This window comes from Mesorhizobium sp. CA15 (assembly GCF_020165215.1).
GTDB lineage: Bacteria > Pseudomonadota > Alphaproteobacteria > Rhizobiales > Rhizobiaceae > Mesorhizobium.
This window is the reverse complement of the sequence record NZ_JAIUHQ010000005.1, coordinates 51,937-70,588: the sequence shown is the minus strand read 5'-3', so window position 1 is coordinate 70,588 and position 18,652 is coordinate 51,937. Positions and strand designations below refer to the sequence as shown.

20 protein-coding genes are annotated in these 18,652 nt (G+C 64.5%); 13 read left to right on the top strand and 7 right to left on the bottom strand.

The genetic code is table 11. From position 1 onward, the window contains the following. A complete protein-coding gene (locus tag LB515_RS11380) occupies positions 1 to 1,242 on the bottom strand; it encodes an acyl-CoA dehydrogenase family protein (RefSeq protein ID WP_224603288.1) in 1,242 nt (413 codons plus the stop codon). Positions 1,243 to 1,360: 118 nt separating this feature from the next. Between LB515_RS11380 and LB515_RS11375 the strand changes: the two genes are divergently transcribed. The 6 genes from LB515_RS11375 (at position 1,361) to LB515_RS11350 (ending at position 5,730) form a co-directional block, all read left to right on the top strand. After that, positions 1,361 to 2,176, top strand: coding sequence for an SDR family oxidoreductase (locus LB515_RS11375; RefSeq protein ID WP_224707761.1), 816 nt, complete (start codon positions 1,361 to 1,363; stop codon positions 2,174 to 2,176). 51 nt (positions 2,177 to 2,227) lie between these two features. Further along, positions 2,228 to 2,707, top strand: a complete 480-nt coding sequence (locus LB515_RS11370; protein ID WP_095766281.1) for a MaoC family dehydratase — start codon at positions 2,228 to 2,230, stop codon at positions 2,705 to 2,707. Then, complete coding sequence (locus LB515_RS11365; protein WP_224707760.1) at positions 2,704 to 3,741, top strand: phosphotransferase family protein; 1,038 nt, start codon at positions 2,704 to 2,706, stop codon at positions 3,739 to 3,741. Before LB515_RS11370 ends, LB515_RS11365 begins: the two co-directional genes overlap by 4 nt. An 18-nt stretch (positions 3,742 to 3,759) precedes the next feature. After that, on the top strand, positions 3,760 to 4,536 hold the full coding sequence (locus LB515_RS11360) for an SDR family NAD(P)-dependent oxidoreductase (RefSeq protein ID WP_224707759.1): 777 nt from the start codon (positions 3,760 to 3,762) through the stop codon (positions 4,534 to 4,536). A 149-nt stretch (positions 4,537 to 4,685) separates the two neighbouring features. Next, the gene (locus LB515_RS11355) at positions 4,686 to 5,330 is read left to right on the top strand and encodes a TetR/AcrR family transcriptional regulator (RefSeq protein ID WP_224707758.1); all 645 of its coding nucleotides are present in this window, start codon (positions 4,686 to 4,688) and stop codon (positions 5,328 to 5,330) included. A gap of 169 nt (positions 5,331 to 5,499) precedes the next feature. Beyond that, the gene (locus tag LB515_RS11350; protein WP_095766277.1) at positions 5,500 to 5,730 is read left to right on the top strand and encodes a DUF680 domain-containing protein; all 231 of its coding nucleotides are present in this window, start codon (positions 5,500 to 5,502) and stop codon (positions 5,728 to 5,730) included. Between the two features lie 88 nt (positions 5,731 to 5,818). Here the strand turns inward: LB515_RS11350 and LB515_RS11345 are convergent, their stop codons facing one another. The 5 genes from LB515_RS11345 to LB515_RS11325 form a co-directional block, all read right to left on the bottom strand. Further along, positions 5,819 to 6,043 (bottom strand): hypothetical protein, encoded by a 225-nt coding sequence (locus tag LB515_RS11345; RefSeq protein WP_224636827.1) that lies wholly within the window; start codon positions 6,041 to 6,043, stop codon positions 5,819 to 5,821. A gap of 72 nt (positions 6,044 to 6,115) precedes the next feature. Further along, positions 6,116 to 6,700, bottom strand: a complete 585-nt coding sequence (locus LB515_RS11340) for a sarcosine oxidase subunit gamma (RefSeq protein ID WP_224707757.1) — start codon at positions 6,698 to 6,700, stop codon at positions 6,116 to 6,118. Then, positions 6,693 to 9,686 (bottom strand): sarcosine oxidase subunit alpha, encoded by a 2,994-nt coding sequence (locus LB515_RS11335; protein WP_224707756.1) that lies wholly within the window; start codon positions 9,684 to 9,686, stop codon positions 6,693 to 6,695. Before LB515_RS11335 ends, LB515_RS11340 begins: the two co-directional genes overlap by 8 nt. Next, the gene (locus LB515_RS11330) at positions 9,683 to 9,979 is read right to left on the bottom strand and encodes a sarcosine oxidase subunit delta (protein ID WP_140842248.1); all 297 of its coding nucleotides are present in this window, start codon (positions 9,977 to 9,979) and stop codon (positions 9,683 to 9,685) included. Before LB515_RS11330 ends, LB515_RS11335 begins: the two co-directional genes overlap by 4 nt. Positions 9,980 to 10,065: 86 nt before the next feature. Beyond that, complete coding sequence (locus LB515_RS11325; protein ID WP_224707755.1) at positions 10,066 to 11,319, bottom strand: sarcosine oxidase subunit beta; 1,254 nt, start codon at positions 11,317 to 11,319, stop codon at positions 10,066 to 10,068. 213 nt (positions 11,320 to 11,532) lie between these two features. Between LB515_RS11325 and LB515_RS11320 the strand changes: the two genes are divergently transcribed. The 7 genes from LB515_RS11320 to LB515_RS11290 all read left to right on the top strand — a co-directional run bounded on the left by LB515_RS11320 (position 11,533) and on the right by LB515_RS11290 (position 17,081). Next, a complete protein-coding gene (locus LB515_RS11320) occupies positions 11,533 to 11,901 on the top strand; it encodes a YrdB family protein (protein WP_224707754.1) in 369 nt (122 codons plus the stop codon). Positions 11,902 to 12,002: 101 nt separating this feature from the next. Further along, positions 12,003 to 12,761: an SDR family oxidoreductase gene (locus LB515_RS11315; RefSeq protein ID WP_224707753.1), complete on the top strand. Its 759-nt coding sequence runs from the start codon at positions 12,003 to 12,005 to the stop codon at positions 12,759 to 12,761. Between the two features lie 109 nt (positions 12,762 to 12,870). Further along, complete coding sequence (locus tag LB515_RS11310; RefSeq protein ID WP_095766271.1) at positions 12,871 to 13,257, top strand: SET domain-containing protein; 387 nt, start codon at positions 12,871 to 12,873, stop codon at positions 13,255 to 13,257. Positions 13,258 to 13,436: 179 nt separating this feature from the next. Continuing rightward, entirely contained in the window at positions 13,437 to 13,703 is a 267-nt protein-coding gene (gene rpsU, locus LB515_RS11305; protein ID WP_027165252.1) for a 30S ribosomal protein S21, read from the top strand. 132 nt (positions 13,704 to 13,835) lie between these two features. After that, positions 13,836 to 14,687, top strand: coding sequence for a tetratricopeptide repeat protein (locus LB515_RS11300; protein ID WP_224524038.1), 852 nt, complete (start codon positions 13,836 to 13,838; stop codon positions 14,685 to 14,687). 222 nt (positions 14,688 to 14,909) lie between these two features. Beyond that, positions 14,910 to 15,386 carry a DUF992 domain-containing protein gene (locus tag LB515_RS11295; RefSeq protein WP_140541919.1) on the top strand — a complete coding sequence of 159 codons (477 nt, stop codon included), beginning with the start codon at positions 14,910 to 14,912 and terminating at the stop codon, positions 15,384 to 15,386. Positions 15,387 to 15,614: 228 nt separating this feature from the next. Further along, entirely contained in the window at positions 15,615 to 17,081 is a 1,467-nt protein-coding gene (locus tag LB515_RS11290) for an MFS transporter (protein ID WP_224707752.1), read from the top strand. Positions 17,082 to 17,129: 48 nt separating this feature from the next. Here the strand turns inward: LB515_RS11290 and coaBC are convergent, their stop codons facing one another. After that, complete coding sequence (gene coaBC, locus LB515_RS11285; RefSeq protein WP_224707751.1) at positions 17,130 to 18,605, bottom strand: bifunctional phosphopantothenoylcysteine decarboxylase/phosphopantothenate--cysteine ligase CoaBC; 1,476 nt, start codon at positions 18,603 to 18,605, stop codon at positions 17,130 to 17,132. Positions 18,606 to 18,652: the final 47 nt, after the last annotated feature.

The window sequence follows — 18,652 nt, the reverse complement described above, 5'->3', positions numbered from 1 at the left end:
TCAGACCTTTTCCTGCGTGTATTTCTTCAGTTCCGTGCGCGCCACCTGCCGCCGGTGCACCGCGTCCGGCCCGTCGGCCAGCCGCAATGTCCTCAAATGCGTCCACGAGCGGGCGAGCGGCGTGTCCTGGCTGATGCCTTGCGCACCGAACATCTGGACTGCCTCGTCCGTGACCTTCAGCGCGACGCGCGGCGCCACCACCTTGATCTGGCTGATCCAGGGCGCGGCCGCGCGAGCGTCCCCCTGATCGATCATCCAGGCAGCCTTGAGGCATAAGAGCCTCGCCATCTCGATCTCCATCCGGCATTCGGCGATGATGTCGAAATTGGCGCCGAGCTTTGCCAGCGGCTGGCCGAAGGCCTCGCGCCGCACCGAGCGTTGGCACAGCATCTCCAGCGCCATCTCGGCCTGGCCGATCGCGCGCATGCAGTGATGGATGCGGCCAGGCCCCAGCCGCCCCTGCGCGATCTCGAACCCTCTGCCCTCGCCGAGGATCAGGTTCGTCGCCGCCACCCGTACATTGTCGAATCTCAGATGCATATGGCCGTGCGGCGCGTCGTCGTCGCCATAGACCTGCATGGGCCGCAGCTTGGCGATGCCCTTGCTGTCGGAGGGCACCAGGATCATCGAATGCCGGCGATGCTGCGGCTCCTCGTCCGATCCCGTCCTGACCATGACGATATAGATGGCGCAGCGCGGATCTCCCGCTCCGGAAGCCCACCATTTTTCGCCGTTCAGCACATAGTCCTCGCCTTGCCGCTCGCAGCGCATCGAAATGTTGGTGGCGTCCGAGGAAGCGACGTCCGGCTCGGTCATCAGATAGGCCGAGCGTATTTTCCCTTCGAGCAGCGGCTCCAGCCAGTCGCGCTTGTGCGCTTCCGAGCCGTATCGCTCCAGCACCTCCATGTTGCCGGTGTCAGGCGCCGAGCAGTTGAAGGTCTCGGCGCCGAGATGCGCCTTGCCCATCTCCTCCGCCAGATAGGCGTATTCGACGGTGGAAAGGCCGTAGCCGCGCTTGGAATCGGTGAGCCAAAAGTTCCACAGGCCGCGCTCGCGCGCCGTCTTCTTCAAGCCGTCCAGGATTTCCGTCTGCCTAGCGGTATAGGCCCAGCGGTCGCCATTCCTGCCGACTTCGGCGAGGAACTCTTCGCCGAGCGGCGCGATCTCGTCGCGCACCATCGCCGCCACGCGCTGATGGAGCGGCTTCAGCCGCTCGGTCATGCCGAGATTCATGTCCGCCATCGCTTCCGGCCTTTCTGAAGATAAACCTTTACCCGTGGCAAGGATGACCGTACTTCGGCTAGCCTTGTCAACGCGAGTCCTTGGGCGAGTCCCGGCCGGCCGGATGCGGAGAAACACGATGAGCTATGTGGACAAGCTGTTCTCGGTCGCCGGCAAGACCGCGCTGGTGACGGGTGCGGCGACCGGCATCGGCCGCATGGTGGCGACCGGGCTGGTACGCGCCGGCGCGCAGGTGATGATCGCCTCGCGCAAGGGCGAGGATTGCGCGAAAGTCGCCAACGAATTGAATGCGCTCGGCGGCTCGGGCCACGCCGAGGGCTTTGCCGGCGACGTGTCCAGCGAAGCGGGCATCGCCGCTTTAGTCGCCGAGGTCAAGGCGCGCACGGAACGCCTGCACATCCTTGTCAACAATGCCGGCATTTCCTGGGGCGCGCCGCTGCAGGATTTCCCCTACCATGCCTGGGCCAAGGTGTTCGGCGTCAACGTCACCGCCGTCTTCCATTTGACGCGGGAGCTCTTGCCGCTTCTCGATGCCGCCGCGAGCGACGAGGATCCTGCCCGCGTCATCAATCTCGGCTCGGTGATGGGCACCCAGCCGCTGGCCGACGACGCCTATTCCTACGCCGCCTCGAAAGCGGCGGTGCATCATTTGACGCGCACGCTGGCGATCGAGTTCGCCGCCCGCCGCATCACCGTCAACGCCTTTGCGCCCGGTCCTTTCCAGAGCCGCATGACGGCCTTTGCCACCGCGACCGAGGAGCAGGCGAAACATGTCGGTAACCATGTTCCGCTCGGCCGCATCGGCGTGGCGGATGACATTGCCGGCGCAACGCTTTATTTGTGCAGCCGAGCCGGAAGCTATGTCACCGGCGCCATCCTGCCTATCGACGGCGGCCAGTCGGTGCAGCATGGCATGACTTTGTTCAAGGAATAAGGTGCCCGGTTCGAGGAATCGCGGTCCGGGCGGGTTGCGGAGGACATCAGTGTGGAACCGATCAGTCTCGATACGCTTCTGGCAAGCGTCGGCAAGGAGGTCGGCGTCTCGCCCTGGCGAACGGTGACGCAGCGCATGATCGACCAGTTCGCCGATGCGACCGACGACCATCAGTTCATCCATTGCGATCCTGAGCGCGCCGCGCGCGAGACGCCGTTTGGCGGCACCATCGCGCATGGCTTCCTGTCGCTGTCGCTTTTGTCGGCAATGACCTTCGAGACCATGCCGCCGCTGGAAAACAGCAAGATGGGCGTCAACCACGGCTTCGACACGCTGCGTTTCCTGGCGCCGGTGAAGACGGGTTCGCGCATCCGCACCCGCTTCGTGCTGGCGGACGTCAAGGTCAGGCCGTCCGGCTGGGTGCAGACCGCACATGACGTGACCATCGAGATCGAAGGCTCGAAGAAGCCGGCGCTGACGGCGCGCTGGCTGACCTTGACGCTGATTGAGCGCCAACCCGAGAACGCATGAGCGGCGAGGCCGGTGCCATAGACCAGGCGGCCCTTGCGCCCTACCTCGAGGCGCATATCCCGAGTTTTGCCGGCCTGTCGGCGATTGAAAAATTCAAGTCAGGGCAGTCCAATCCGACCTATCTTTTGACCGCCGCCAGCGGCCGCTATGTGTTGCGCGCCAAGCCCCCGGGACAGTTGCTGAAATCCGCGCATCAGGTCGACCGGGAATTCCGGGTGATGCAGGCGCTTGCCGGCACGGCGGTGCCGGTGCCGCGCATGCTGCATCTTTCCGGCGAGGACTCCCCGATCGGCCGCATGTTCTACGTCATGGAGTTCCTCGACGGCCGCATCTTCTGGAATCCATCGCTGCCGGACGCATCCGGCAATGACGAGCGCGCCGCGATTTACGATGCCATGAATGCGACGCTCGCCGCCTTGCACGATATCGATGTGGACGCCGTCGGTCTTGGCGATTTCGGCCGGCCCGGCAGCTATTTCGAGCGCCAGCTCGCGCGCTGGACCAGCCAGTACAAGGCCTCGGAAACCGAAACCATAACAGACATGGACAGGCTGATTGCCTGGCTCGAAACGCATATGCCTGCCGATGACGGCCGCGTCTCGCTTGTCCATGGCGATTACCGGCTGGACAACATGATGTTCGTGCCGGGCGCGCCGAAGATCATCGCGCTGCTCGACTGGGAGCTGTCGACGCTCGGGCATCCCTTCGCCGACCTTGCCTATCAATGCATGCAATGGCGTCTGCCGCATGCCTCGGGCTTTCGCGGCCTCGGTGGCATCGACCGCGCCGCTGCCGGCCTGCCTTCCGAGGAAGCCTATGTCGAGGCCTACTGCAGACGGCGCGGCATCGAGAAGATAGACAACTGGACCTTCTTCCTCGCCTTCTCCTTCTTCCGGCTGGCGGCGATCTGCCAGGGCGTCTACCGCCGCGCGCTGGACGGCAACGCCTCCAATCCGGAAAAGGCAAGGACCTACGGCCAGGCGGTAAAATTGCTCGCCGCGCTCGCGGTGGAACTGGTTGACGAGAACAGCTGAACGCGGAGAAGCCGGGCAATGGGCCGTTTCGATGGGATGACGGTGCTGATCACCGGCGCGACCGGCGGTCTCGGCAGCGGCGCGGCAAAGGCCTTCGCCGCGGAAGGGGCACGGCTCGTTCTGTCCGACCTCGACGAGTCTGCGCTTGGCGATTTCGCCGCAACGCTCGACGCCGAGACGGCTCACCTTGCCGGCAACATCGCCGACGAAAAGCTCTCGGAGGATCTGGTGAAGCTGGCCGTGCAAAAGTTCGGCCGGCTCGACATCGCCGTCAACAATGCCGGCATTGTCCACTCCTTCGCACGCCTGCCGCAGGTCACCTCGGAGGAAGCGCGCCGCGTGGTGGAGGTCGACCTGCTCGGCGTCTTCTATGCCATGAAACACCAGATTCCTCAGTTGGAACGGCAATTCAGGGAAAGCGGCAAGGGCGGCGTCATCGTCAACATCGCCTCGGTCGCCGGCCTCTCAGGCGCGCCGAAGCTTTCGGTCTATGCCGCTGCCAAGCACGGCGTCGTCGGGCTGACGCGCTCGGCTGCCGTGGAATACGCCAGCAAGGGCATACGCATCAACGCGGTCTGCCCGGCGCACACCCGCACCGCGATGGTCGACGGCTTCGTGCGTTTCACCGGAGCGCCCGAGGCCGAAGCGATGGCCGAGCTCACGCGCGGCGTGCCGATGAAGCGTGTCGGCGAGGTCGACGAGATCACCACCGGCATCCTGTTCCTCGCCGACCCGGCCAATTCCTTCATGACCGGCCACGCTCTGGCGCTCGACGGCGGCATTGGCGCCATCTGAGCAATTTCAAGAAAAGGTGCCTTAGCGGTTTTCCGTCCGCAATTGCGTTAAGACGGAGAGTGCACGCAAGGGAACCGGAGGCGCTCTTGTCCGTTTCCGTACAGCGTATATAATTTCGTCAGGCAACCAATCACAAAGGCAGGCGTATATTGGCGCTGAGCGTTCAGAAACGCCGCGAAAAACAGAAGGCGGAGCTTCGCTCCGAACTCGTCGCGGCGGCCCACGAGCTGGTCCAGGAAGAGGGCTATGAGGGCCTGACGATCCGCAAGCTGGCCAAGCGGGTCGGGTATGCGCCGATGTCGGTTTATTCCTATTTCGCCGACAAGCAGGACATCCTGTTCGCGCTTGCCGAAGACGCCTTCGAAACGCTCGCGCGGCGCATCGAGGAGCATCCCGCCGACGATCCGATCGAGGCGCTCAAGGCGGTGATGACCGAATATGCCGCCTTCGGGCTCGGCAACCCCAACGAATATCGCACCGTCTTCATGACCGAGAAGACCAAGCTGCCCGAAGGACGCAGCTACGCGGAAACGGAAGAGGGCAATCCGGCCATGAAGGTGCTGATCAAACGCGTCGAGGCCTGCGTTGCCGCCGGCAGGCTCAAGGGCGACCCGCGCGCCATCGCCACCATGCTGTGGACCGTGGGCCACGGCACGATTTCGCTGTTGATTACCTTTCCCTTGTATCCATTCGGCGACGCCCAGGCCTATGTGAAGCGCATGTGCGATTTCACGCTAGCGGGGTTGCAGGCGCAGGATATTCCGCCGCTGACCGCAACGCCCGTCAACTGCTGATCTCTTTGATCGTCGGCTCGCATCGATTCGCTTGATTTGCGGCGCCGAATTCCTGTGTTCAAAAAAATTTTGTCGTACACGTACAGATTCCTCCTTGAATTCCGACTTCATTAACCGTATTTGTACACCGTATCGTACATGTACGAAAAAGATTGACTGGAGACGGAAAATGAAGAAGACCATCCTTGCTCTCGCCACCGTGCTGGCTTTCTCGGGTACCGCTTTCGCTGGCGCAAGCCAGCCGGCCAAGCACGCCCCCGCGGCTTGCGCTCAGACCAACGCCAGCGTGAAGCTCGACTGCACCTCGACCGGTTCGGTGGAAAAGGCCGACGCCAACAAGACGACGAAGAGCCCGCGGCTTGGCATCGATGTCAGCCCATGGTTCGTGCCCGGCCTCTGAGCACTATTGGCAAGACTTCGAACGAAAACGGGCGGCATTTGGCCGCCCTTTTTCGTTTCTGCCCGCGCCCCTGAGAACTTGCTCGAGCCTATTTCTTGCGCGGTTTCGTTCCTGCCGCGGTCCTGGCCTTATTCTGCTTTGCCGGTCCGCCGGGGATGGAAGTGCTGGTGATCGATACCGGATCGCTGGCGGGAAATGTGTCCTCGAGGCCTTCCTCGAGTTCCTCTTCCTCGACCTCGTGGCGCCGCTCCTGCTCCAGCGAGCGGACTGCAGCTGTCTTCTTGGACGACTTCGGCGCGGATTTGGACGGCATCGGCAATCTCCCTCGCAAGCCGCAGAAACGGCATGGACTGGCGATGGTTCCTTGAAACCGACGCCGCGAAGCTCAGTTCGCCGCGTCGCTTGCCGCTTCCGAAAGCAGAGTAAAGACATAGTCCGAGAAGGAACGCCAGCATTCCACCCGGAACGCATCGGCCGCGCTGCGCAGCAGCACGATCTCGGATTTGCCGAGAATGGTGCGCGAGGCAGCACCCACCGGGAAAGCCTCGAGCGACAGGTTCTGCGGGCAACCCGAATTGACCGTCGCCGCGGCGGCAGGTCCGACAACCGAAATCGCGACATTGCGATGCGAGATGCCGACCGCCGAATGCAGCATTGTCACCTTGGCGCAGTCGGCGAGCGGATCCTTGCCCGCCTCGTCGATGATCATCCATTCGTCGGGCCCGAGCCACAGCGCCGTGCGCCCGTCCTTGGTCGCCGAAGTCTTGGGCGTTGTCGGCAGCGTGAGGCCGAGCGCCTTGGAAAGCGCGGCAAGCGACGCCTGCGGGGCGCGCAGCGAGATGCGTTCAGCCGGCGGCAGCATCTCGACCTTGACGCCCGGCACCGACAGCGTGCGGCCGGCAAGCGCGGGCCGACGCTCGACGGAGGTGGAAGCAGCAGCGGCTTTTGTCTGGGCGGCGGCCTTAGCCATTGAGGCGTTCTCCCTTTTCGTCGACGAACACCATGCCGGTGACTTCCACCTCGATCGTGCCGTTCGGCATCGGCACATAGAGCGTCTGGCCCATGCGGTCGCGGCCGCCGGCGACGAGCGCCAGTGCGATCGAGCGTCCGCAATTCTCCGACCAATAGCTGGAGGTGACGTGGCCGATCATCTTCATCGGGATCGCCTGCTTCGGGTCCGCGACGATCTGCGCGCCCTCTTCCAGCACGACCTTCGGGTCCTTGGTCTTCAGGCCGACCAGCTGCTTGCGGCCCTTGGCTACAAGGTCCGGCCGGGTCAGGCCGCGGATGCCGACGAAATCGGTCTTCTTCTTGCCGACCGCCCAGTCGAGTCCTGCATCGTTCGGCGTCACCGTGCCGTCGGTATCCTGGCCGACGATGATGTAGCCCTTTTCGGCGCGCAGCACGTGCATCGTCTCGGTGCCGTAAGCGGTCGCGCCATGCTTCTGGCCTTCGGCCCACAGCGCTTCCCACACGGCCTCGCCGTAATCGGCCGGCACGTTGACCTCGAAGCCGCGCTCGCCGGTGAAGGACATGCGGAACAGCCTTGTCGGCACGCCGCAGATCTTGCCCTCGCGCACCGACATATGCGGCATCGCTTCGTCCGACATGTCGATGCCCTCGATCAGCGGCGCGATGATGTCGCGCGACTTGGGCCCCTGCACGGCAATGACAGCCCATTGCTCGGTGATCGAGGTCAGCCACACATTGAGATGCGGGAACTCGGTCTGGAGGTAATCCTCCATGTGGTTCATGACGCGCGGCGCGCCGCCGGTGGTGGTCGTCACGTGGAAGCGGTCCGGCGCCAGCCTGCCGACGACGCCGTCATCATAGATGAAGCCGTCCTCGCGCAGCATGATGCCGTAACGGCAGCGGCCGGTTTCGAGCTTCTCCCAGGGATTGGTGTAGAGCAGCTCCATGAACTTCGCCGCGTCCGGCCCGACCACCTCGATCTTGCCGAGCGTGGAGGCGTCGAACAGGCCGGCGGCCTTGCGCACCGTCACGCATTCGCGGTCGACGGCGGCATGCATGTCCTCGCCTGCCTTGGGGAAATACCAGGCGCGCTTCCAATGGCCGACATCCTCGAACACTGCACCATGCGACGCGGCCCAGCCATGCGTGGCCGTGCGGCGGGTCGGGTCGAACAGCGCGCCGCGCGCGTGGCCGACGATCGAGCCGAACGTCACCGGCGTGTAAGGTGCCCGGAAGGTGGTGAGGCCGACCTGCGGGATCGGCTTGCCGAGCGTCTCGGCGGCGATCGCCAGGCCGTGCATGTTCGACGTCTTGCCCTGGTCGGTCGCCATACCGTTGGTGGTGAAGCGCTTGACGTGCTCGATCGAGTGCATGCCTTCATGCACCGCCTGGCGGATGTCCTTGGCAGTGACGTCGTTCTGGAAATCGACAAAGGCCTTGACCGTCGTGCCCGGGCCGGCACCGGGCGCGGCGCCCAACATACCGCGCGACCAGCTCTCGCCGGCGTCGACCTTGGGCTTGGCGCCCTTGCCAACCTTGCCGCCGGCCTCCTTCGCCGCCTTGGCGCCCGCCGCGTAAGCCTCGTCAACTGAGGCGGCCAGCCCGTCGGTACCGTTGCAGGCGCCGACCGAGACGCAGTCCTGCGCGTAGGTGCCCGGCACGAAGCGCTTGGTCTCGTCGTTGAAGGCGACCTTGCCGCGCGATTGCGAGAACAGATGCACCGATGGCGTCCAGCCGGCCGACATCAGGATCGCGTCGACCGGGATGGTCCGCTCGCCGCCGCCATTCTTCGGCTGCACGGTCATTGAGGATACGCGCAATTTGCCGCCGGCGCTGACCACCGCACGGCCGAAATTGATCTCGATGCCGAGCGCCCTCGCCTCGTCGATGACTACCCCCGACGGATTGTCGCGCAGGTCGACGATCGCCGCGATGTTGATGCCGGCCTTCTTGAGGTCGATCGCGGCGGCGTAGGCGGAATCGTTGGCCGTATAGACGCCGATATTCCTGCCGACCGCGACGCCATAATGGTTGAGGTAGGTGCGCGCCGCTGAAGCGAGCATCACACCGGGACGGTCGTTGTTGGCAAACACCATGTGGCGCTCGATGGCGCCGGTGGCGATCACGACGCGCTTGGCGCGAACCTGCCACAGGCGTTCTCGCGCAAGCTCCCGGCCCGGGCTCTTGAGATGGTCGCTGACCCGCTCGACCAGTCCGACGAAGTTCTGCGCGTAATAGCCGAAGGCGGTCGTGCGCGACAGCACGCGCACATTGTCCATCGCCTTGAGCTTCGCGATCGCCGCTTGCGCCCACGCATAGCCGTCGTGGCCGTCGATCCTGGCGCCGCTCTCGAAGCGCAGGCTGCCGCCGAATTCGGCTTGCTCGTCGGCGACGATCACCCGCACGCCCGTTTCGGCCGCGGCGAGCGCGGCCGCGATGCCGGCGGCGCCGCCGCCCAGCACCAGCACCTCGCAATGCGCGTAGCGCGCGGCATAGTGGTCGGGATCCGGCTTGTCCGGCGAAACACCGAGGCCCGCGGCAGCGCGGATCTTCGGCTCGTAGAGATCCTTCCAGGCCCATTTCGGCCACATGAAGGTCTTGTAGTAGAAGCCGGCCGAAAACATCGGTGATGCGATGTCGTTGACGGCGCCGACGTCGAAGGCAAGCGACGGCCAGCGGTTCTGCGAGTTGGCCGTCAGCCCGTCATAGAGCTCCTGCACTGTCGCCCGCACATTCGGCGTCTTGCGCGCATCGTCGCGCACGATCTGCACCAGCGCGTTGGGTTCTTCCGCGCCCGCCGACAGGAAGCCGCGCGGACGGTGATATTTGAACGAGCGGCCGACCAGGTGCACGCCGTTGGCGAGCAGCGCCGAGGCCAGCGTGTCGCCCTCGATGCCGATATACGGCTTGTCGTCGAAGCTGAAGGAGGCAGTCTTCGCCTGGCTGAGGCGACCGGCGCCGGAAATGCGGAAGGCGGCGTTCATTTTGAGGCTCCGGGCAGCTTCGCAGGCTTCGGCTCGCCGGCCTTGTAGGTCATGATGAACCTGTCGGTGACCGTGTCGCGCACCGCGTTGAAGAACCGCGCGCAGCCATGCATGTGCCGCCAGCGCTCATAGATGACGCCTTTAGGGTTGGCGCGGATGAAGAAGAATTTCTCGAAATCGTCGTCGCTCTCGGCGGCAATGTTGGTCGGGCGCGCAATATGCGCCTCGCCGGCATTGCGGAACTCGAGTTCCGGGCGCTCTTCCTCGCAATAGGGGCAGCGGATGAGAAGCATTTTCGGTGGATCCTACAACTCGCCATGGCCGACGCGGGCGCCGGCCGGTTGATCGCAAAGCGGCTTAAGGGTCATTTGGCCCATCGTCAGTGCGCCACAGCCGCCGCGGCGGCCTCATCGATGAGACGCCCCGTGCGGAAGCGCTCGAGCGTGAAGGGCGCGTTGATCGGGTGCGGCTCGTCCCTCGCGATCGTATGCGCGAAGACGTTGCCCGAGCCGGGCGTCGCCTTGAAGCCGCCGGTGCCCCAGCCGCAATTGACGTAGAGGCCCTGGACCGGTGTCTTCGCCAAGATGGGCGAACGGTCGGGGGTCACGTCGACGATGCCGCCCCAGGAGCGCAGCATCTTCATGCGGGTGAAGATCGGGAACATCTCGCAGATGGCGTCGAGCGTGTGCTGCAATATGTGCAGGCCGCCGGTTTGCGAATACGAGACATACTGGTCGGTGCCGGCGCCGATCACCAGCTCGCCCTTGTCCGACTGCGAGATATAGGCGTGCACCGTGTTCGACATCACCACACAGGGCACCACCGGCTTGACCGGCTCCGACACCAGCGCCTGCAGGGGATAGCTTTCGAGCGGCATGCGCACGCCCGCCATGTTCATGATCACGGAGGAATGGCCGGCGGCGACCACGCCGACCTTCTTGGCGCCGATGAAGCCGCGCGTCGTCTCTACCCCGCTCACAGCGCCATTGGCCGCGCGCTTGATGCCGGTGACCTCGCAATTCTGGATGATGTGCACGCCGCGCGCCGAAGCCCCGCGCGCATAGCCCCAGGCGACCGCGTCATGACGCGCCGTGCCGCCACGGCGCTGCAGCGCGGCACCCATCACCGGATAGCGCGCCTCCCTGGAGATGTTGAGCGGCGGACAGAATTCCTTTGCCTCTTCCGGCGTCAGCCATTCATTGTCGATGCCGTTGAGGCGATTGGCATGGATATGGCGCTTGAACACCTGGACGTCATGCACGTTGTGCGCCAGCATCATGACGCCGCGCGGCGAATACATGACGTTGTAGTTGAGTTCCTGGCTGAGCCCGTCCCACAGCTTCAGCGCATGGTCGTAGATGCCGGCGCTCTCGTCATAGAGATAGTTGGAGCGGATGATGGTGGTGTTGCGGCCGGTGTTGCCGCCGCCGAGCCAGCCCTTTTCCAGCACCGCGATGTTGGTGATGCCGTGCTCGCTCGCCAGATAATAGGCCGTCGCCAGGCCGTGTCCGCCCGCGCCGACGATGATGACGTCGTATTCCTTCCTCGGCTCGGGCGACGTCCACTGCTCTTCCCAGCCTCTGTGGCCGCGCATCGCCTCGCGGGCAATGGCGAATACCGAGTATTTCTTCACGTTAAGCCTCGCGCCAGTAGCTTTCGCGGATTTGCGGCCGGGCATCCCTGCCCCGGCTTGCGAGGTGTATCACTAGCGAAACCGCGTCGCCATCCTTGCGCTGTTTGCGACGGCGCTTGCCGTTTTGCGCCACGGTCAAAAAACGAAGCGTCTGCTCTGGCTTCCGTGGTTCCGTTCGCCGACACTCCTGTCGCGTGATGCTGGGGGACGACAATGGGTAATGCCTGGTGGAATCTGACCCTGCGCTTCCTGCTGGAACTTGCAGCGCTGCTTGGGCTCGGCATGGTCGGCTGGAGCTTTGCCGTCGATTTCAGCCGTTGGATTCTTGCCGTCGCCTTGCCGCTCGTCGCAGCGGTGCTGTGGGGCACTTTCGCCGTGCTCAATGATCCGAGCCGGTCGGGTCGAGCTGCGGTGCCTGTGCCAGGCGCCCTCAGGCTGGCGCTGGAACTCGTCATCCTGTGCGGCGGCGCCGCGGGATTCTGTCTGACCGGTCACGTGGCCATTGGCATCGTCATGGCTCTGCTGATTGCCTTCAGCTACGCCTTCTCGCTGGATCGGCTGGCTTGGCTGTTGCGGCAGTAGGGCAATGGCGCCTTTGCCGGTTTCGGGTGGCCGCCGTAATCCTCATCTGCGACCAGCATCCAACCGCCGGCAAGCCCGGTACAGAGGAAGGATGCAAAGACATGTTCACCCTTACAAACAAGGTCGCCATCGTCACCGGCGCGAGCTCCGGCATCGGCCGCGCCACCGCCAAACTGTTTGCCGAGCAAGGCGCATCCCTGGTCGTCGCGGCCCGGCGTCAGGCCGAGCTCGACGTGCTTGTCGACGAGATCGAAGCGACCGGCGGCACGGCAGCCGCGCTTGCCGGCGATGTAAGGGAGGAGGCCTATGCGAAGGCGGTCGTCGAATTCGCCGTCGCAAGGTTTGGCGGCCTCGACATCGCCTTCAACAATGCCGGCGCCGTCGGCGTGATGGGACCGGTGACCGATATGGCGCCAGCCACCTGGCACGAGACGATGGACACCAATCTGACCAGCGCCTACCTCGCCGCAAGGCACCAGATACCGGCCATGCTGGAGCGCGGCGGCGGCTCCCTGATCTTCACCTCGAGCTTCGTCGGCTACACCGCCGGCATGCCGGGCATGGCGGCCTACGCCGCTGCCAAGGCCGGACTGATCGGCCTGACGCAGGTGCTCGCTGCCGAATACGGTCCGCAAGGGCTGCGCGTCAACGCACTGCTGCCCGGCGGCACCGACACGCCCGGCGCAACCACGACCACGCCCGAGGCGCGCGCTTTCGTCGAAGGCATTCATGCTTTGAAGCGCATGGCGCAGCCGGAAGAGATCGCCCGCTCCGCGCTTTACCTTGCCTCGGATGCGTCGAGCTTCACCACCGGAACCGCGCTGTTTGCCGATGGCGGTGTCTCGATCAACCGGACATGATCTATTTTGGCAGACGACAGACATGCCCATCCGCCAAAATGTTGCGATGCGGCCTTGCATTCCCGTTCATTTTGACGATTTTCGTTTCCGTCGAAATCGGACCGGAACGATGCTGCTGATCAGAACCTATGTTGCCCAGAGCGCCATCGAAGGGGTCGGGGTCTTCGCCGCCGAGCCGATCCGTAAGGGCGCTTCGATCTGGCGCCTCGATCCGGATTTCGACCGGCTGATCCCGATGGATAAATATGAGGCGGCGCCGCCGCATCTGCGCGAGTTGCTCGACCGCTATGCCTATCCGAGCCCGGACAAGCCCGGCTTCATGGTTTATGAGGTGGACAATGGCCGCTTCATGAACCATTCGGAGCGGCCGAACACGGATTTCTCGCAATATGGCGGCGCCACAGCCATTCGCGACATCGCTGCAGGCGAGGAAATCACCTGCGATTATGGTGAGTTTTTCGAGGACTTTGCGCGCCACCATCTGGCGACCGCGTAGCGCGAGCGAACATGCGGGCGCAGCGCTCGGGTTTTTGATCGCCGTTTCGCGCAATCGGAGGTGGACATCCCAGCCTGATTCTGCTATCAGCCGCCACAATTCGCGGTGCAATTCGCCGCGGAGGCATGTCAGCTATGGCTGTTTGCCTAATGATTTCAAACCCGAAGACAGGATTGCCCGTGCAGGTACTCGTCCGCGATAACAACGTTGATCAGGCGCTTCGCGCGCTGAAGAAGAAGATGCAGCGCGAAGGTATTTTCCGCGAAATGAAGATGCGCGGTCACTACGAGAAGCCGTCCGAGAAGCGTGCCCGCGAGAAGGCCGAGGCCGTGCGCCGCGCCCGCAAGCTGGCCCGCAAGCGCGCCCAGCGCGAAGGCCTGCTGCCGATGACCCCGCGCCCGGCTCCGGCTGGTGCCGCCGGCGCATCGCGCTCGCCGCGCTCATAACGCCTATTTTTCGTCCTTTTCGAAGGATACCAAAGGTGGCGCGATGCGGAATCGCCGCCACCTTTTTGTTTATGTATTGGAGCCGGTTCGGAGAGGGAACGGACTGACGGCGCTGCGGCAGTGAGGACAAAGATGAACGCAATTACCGTGGAGCGCAAAACCGCTTTTCGCGGCTTCGCCCTGACGGCGGCCCTGCTTTCGGGTCTGACGCTTGCAGCATGCCAGACGACCCCGACGGGCGAGTTCAACTCGATCGACAAGGCGCAGGCGTCGAGCGAGAACATCTCCTCGCTTTCGGCGGTCATCCAGCGCAATCCGCAGGATCCCGAGGGCTATAACGTGCGCGGCTCGGCCTATGGCCGCGGCGGCCAGTACCAGGCGGCGCTCAAGGACTTCAACCAGGCGATCCAGCTCAATCCGAACTTCTACCAGGCCTATTCGAATCGCGCGCTGATCCAGCGCTTCCTCGGCAATCAGGAAGCCGCTTTGGCCGACTACAACCGCTCGATCCAGATCAACGCCAACTACGACGCAGCCTATATCGGCCGCGGCAATCTCTACCGCAAGGCGGGCCGCACCCAAGATGCCTTCAACGACTTCCAGAAGGCGATCCAACTCGACACTACCGATGCCCGCGCCTACCACAATCGCGGCCTGATCTATCAGAGCCAGGGCCAGCACAAATTCGCCATCGAGGATTTCTCGACCGCGATCTCGCTGGCGCCGGACGCCGCCGAGCCCTACAACGGCCGCGGCCTCTCCTATCTGGCGACAGGCGACGAGGACAACGCCTTCTCCGACTTCAACATGGCCATCAAGCTCGACGGCAAGAACGCCGAGGCCTGGGCCAACCAGGCGCTGATCTACGAAAAGCGCGGCGACAAGGGAAGGGCCGCGAAGTCCTACCGCGAGGCTGTCCACCTCGACCCCAACTACCAGCCGGCCAAGGATGGTCTGTCGCGCACCGGCGGCAACGCCAGCTGATCAAGCCGACGCCGGAAGGGTGTATTGCACGGCGCCTAGGCGTCGTTCCCGGTCGCCGTCGGCGGCCGCGATGATGCGCTGCGGAGACGCCGATAGCGATCCGTTAACCGCCCAGGGCAATGCGTTAACCCTTGCCATGTTCGCGTCAAAGTTTCGGCGGAACGCTCCGTGCACCTCGATCGTTTAAGCCGGGGCCAAGATTTTCGCGAAAGGGACTTTCCAATGATCAAGACACTTGCCTGTGCCGCTGCCGCGCTTGCCGCCACGGTCCTCGCTTCTCCGGTCAGCGCCGGCACGCTCCGGCTCGGCACGCTCGATTGCACCATCGACGGCGGTGTCGGCTATGTCATCACGTCGAACAAGGGCGTCTCCTGCGTCTTCCGCCCCTCCCATCACGGCCCGGCCGAGATTTATACCGGGATGATCTCCAAGCTCGGCGTCGACGTCGGCAAGACGCATCAGGGCCAGCTCGTCTGGGCGGTGCTTGCCGCCACCCGCAGCCATGACGCGGGCGATCTCGCTGGCAGCTATTACGGCGTCAACGCCGAGGCGAGCGTGGTGACCGGCGGCGGCGCCAACGTCCTGGTCGGCGGCCTGGACAGCGCCTTCATGCTGGAGCCGCTCAGCGTCCAGGCACAGACCGGCCTCAACCTGGCCGTCACCGTAGCGTCGCTGGACCTCGTCCACTCCTATAAGTGAGCCCTTGGCTTTTCAAATTCATTGCGCCGCACTCGGCCCGGAACATCCGTTCCGGGCCGAGTGCTTTGGAAAGTCGGATCCCTTCGGCGCAAATGATGGCTTGCCTCGAAATCCGCGAAAAAGCCTCTTGAGCTCAACTGCGCTTGAGGTTCTACAAGCCCTGCCGAACTGGATCTTGCCCCTCGTTCGCAACGCGGATGAGGTAAGCAAAACAAGCAGGAGATCGGCGTGACGGCAGCGAGCGGCAACAAGGTGGCCAGCAACAGGGTGGCCAGCAAGAGGGTGGATTGGCGGGCGCTGTGGGCAAGCGGCGACCTGGCGCGCTTCTGCTTCGTCAGCCTCGGCATCCTGCTGCATGCCACCAACGAAACAATGGTGGCAACGGTGATGCCGGCCATGGTCGGCGAACTGGCGGGCGTGCAGCTGGTCGGCTGGTCGCTGGCGATCTACGAGCTCGGCGCGATCGTCGCCGGCGCCGCGGCCGGCCGGCTGGTCAGTTATGTCGCCCTGCGCTCCAACATGATGGTCGCGGCCCTGCTCTATGCGACCGGCGCGCTGATCTGCGCCGCAGCGCCGTCCATGCCGTTGTTCCTCGTCGGGCGACTGGTCGAAGGGCTTGGCGGCGGCGCGCTGGTATCGCTGGCTTTCGTCTCGGTCGAGCGCCTGTTTCCACGCAATATCTGGCCGCAGCTCTTCGGCATCATGTCCGCGATCTGGGGCGTCGCCGCCTTCAGCGGCCCGATGCTCGGCGCTCTCATGACCGAATTCCTGTCGTGGCGCTGGGCTTTCGGCGTATTCACCTTCGGCGGCGCGGCGATGGCGCTGGCAAGCTTCGTCGTGCTCGACACGCCTGAAGCGAGGAAGCCGCAGGCGAGCGGCGGCAAGGCACCGCCCTTTCCCTATCCCGCGCTTGCCTGTCTCGCCCTCAGCGTCGTGCTGATCGCCGCCGCCGGCATCGATATCGCCCTGTTGCGATCGTCGCTGCTCCTCTTCCTCGGCCTGACCGGCCTGGCGCTTTTCTTCCACGTGGATGCGCTTAGACCGCAATCCCGGCTCTTCCCGTCGCCTCTGTTTTCATGGCGCTCGCCGCTTGGCAGCGGCATGACGATGGTTGCGGCTTTCTCCGTGGCGACCTGCACCTTCACCATTTACGGGCCGCTGCTTCTGACCACGTTGCACGGCATTCCGATCCTGACCACCGGCTACATCATCGCCGCAGAATCGATCGCCTGGTCGATCCTGTCGATCCTCATCGCCAATGCACCGCTGGAGCGCGAGAGGCTGATCATCGTCGTCGGCGCCTTGATGATCGCCTCCGGCCTCGCCGGCTTCGCCTACACAATCCCGGCAGGCTCGATCCCGCTGATCCTGCTCTGCGCCCTTTTGCAGGGCGGCGGCTTCGGCGTTTGCTGGCCCTTCCTCACGCGCGTCATCGTCGCCTCGGCCCGCGACGGTGAGCAGACCATCGCCTCGGCCGCCGTGCCGACCATGCAGCGCATCGGCTACGCGGTGGGCGCAGCGCTTGCCGGCATCGTCGCCAATGCCAGCGGCTTCTCCGAGGGGTTGAACCGCGATGCGGCGGCAAGCGTGGCCGGCTGGCTGTTTCTGGCCTTCGTGCCCCTCGGCGTGTTCGGCTGCCTGGCGGCGCTGAGGATATTCTCAGCGGCAAACCGGCCGCGATTGGTAGCGGGTTGACGGGAATGTCATAGCGCCGCGGCAGAAGCACCGGCTTGCCGCTCGGGCTCAGACGACGACAGTCTGCCGCAGCCGCTCCGCAATCAGCGCGGCGAGCCGCGCCGCCACCTCGTCCTTGCCCATTTCCGGCCATTCCTCGACGCCGGTCCTGGACACGATGCGCACCTTGTTGCGGTCGCCGCCCATCACGCCGGACGGCCCGATGCCGCTTTCATGCGAGACGTCATTGGCGACGATGAAGTCCGCGCCTTTCTTTTTCAACTTGGCCTCGGCATTGGCGATCAGATCCTGCGTCTCGGCGGCGAAGCCGACGACGAGGCTTGGTCGCTCCGCGTGATGGCCGATGCCGGCGAGGATGTCGGGGTTCTCGACCATCCGCAGCGAAGGCGGTCCCTTGCCCGCAACCTTCTTGATCTTCTCGCCGGCGGCGTTTTCCGTGCGCCAGTCGGCGACGGCGGCAACAAACACGGCGGCATCCGCCGGCAGCAGGCTCTCGACCGCTTGCTTCATCTGCGCGGCCGTTTCGACGTGGGTGGTCGCAACACCGGCCGGATCGGCGACGGTGACCGGGCCGGAGACAAGCCTGACATCGCCGCCGAGCTTAGCCAAGGCGGCCGCGATGGCATGGCCCTGCTTGCCGGACGAGCGGTTGGCGATGTAGCGCACCGGATCGATCGGCTCATGCGTCGGGCCGGAGGTGACGATGATCCTGCGCCCGGCAAGCGGTTTCGGCTTCTCGTCGAGCATCGCCTCGATCGCAGCGACGATCTCCAGCGGTTCGGCCATGCGGCCCTCGCCCGCTTCGTTGCTTTCGGCCATCTCCCCCTTGGCGGGGCCGACAAAGGCGATGCCGTCCTTCTGCAAGGTGGCCCGATTGCGCCGCGTTGCCGGATGCCCCCACATCTTCGGGTTCATCGCCGGCGCCATCAGCACCTTCTTGTCGGTGGCCAGAAGCACCGTCGAGGCAAGGTCGTTGGCATGACCGTTGGCGAGCTTCGCCATCAGGTCCGCGGTTGCCGGCGCCACGACCAGCAGGTCGGCCTCGCGCGACAGCCTGATATGGCCGACATCGTGCTCGTCATTGCGGTCGAACAGCTCGGTGAAGACATGGTCGGCCGAAAGCGCGCCGACCGACAGCGTGGTGACGAATTCCTGCGCGGCCGACGTCATCACCACCCGCACCGAAGCGCCTCGCTCGCGCAACCGTCGGATCAGATCGAGCGCCTTGTAAGCCGCGATGCCGCCGCCGATGATGAGCAGGATGCGCTTTCCGGAGAGCGAGCCTCGCGAAACTGATTTCGCGGATGCGGTGACAACTGGCGCCGCCTGCTCCTTTGAGCCTGTCAGCGCACGCAGCTTTTCTTCGATCTGACCGATGCGGTCGGCCTGCCCTGCCCGGCCTTCGACCGCGGCGCGTATCATCGCTCGTGCCTGCTCCTCCATCGAGCAGCCATTTTCGGCTGCGAGTTGCCGGAGCAGGTCCTTGACCTCATCATCCAGATTGCGGATCGTGATGCTGGCCATGTGATTGCACTCGCTTCAGCTAACGCTTGCAATGATAGCAATGCAAT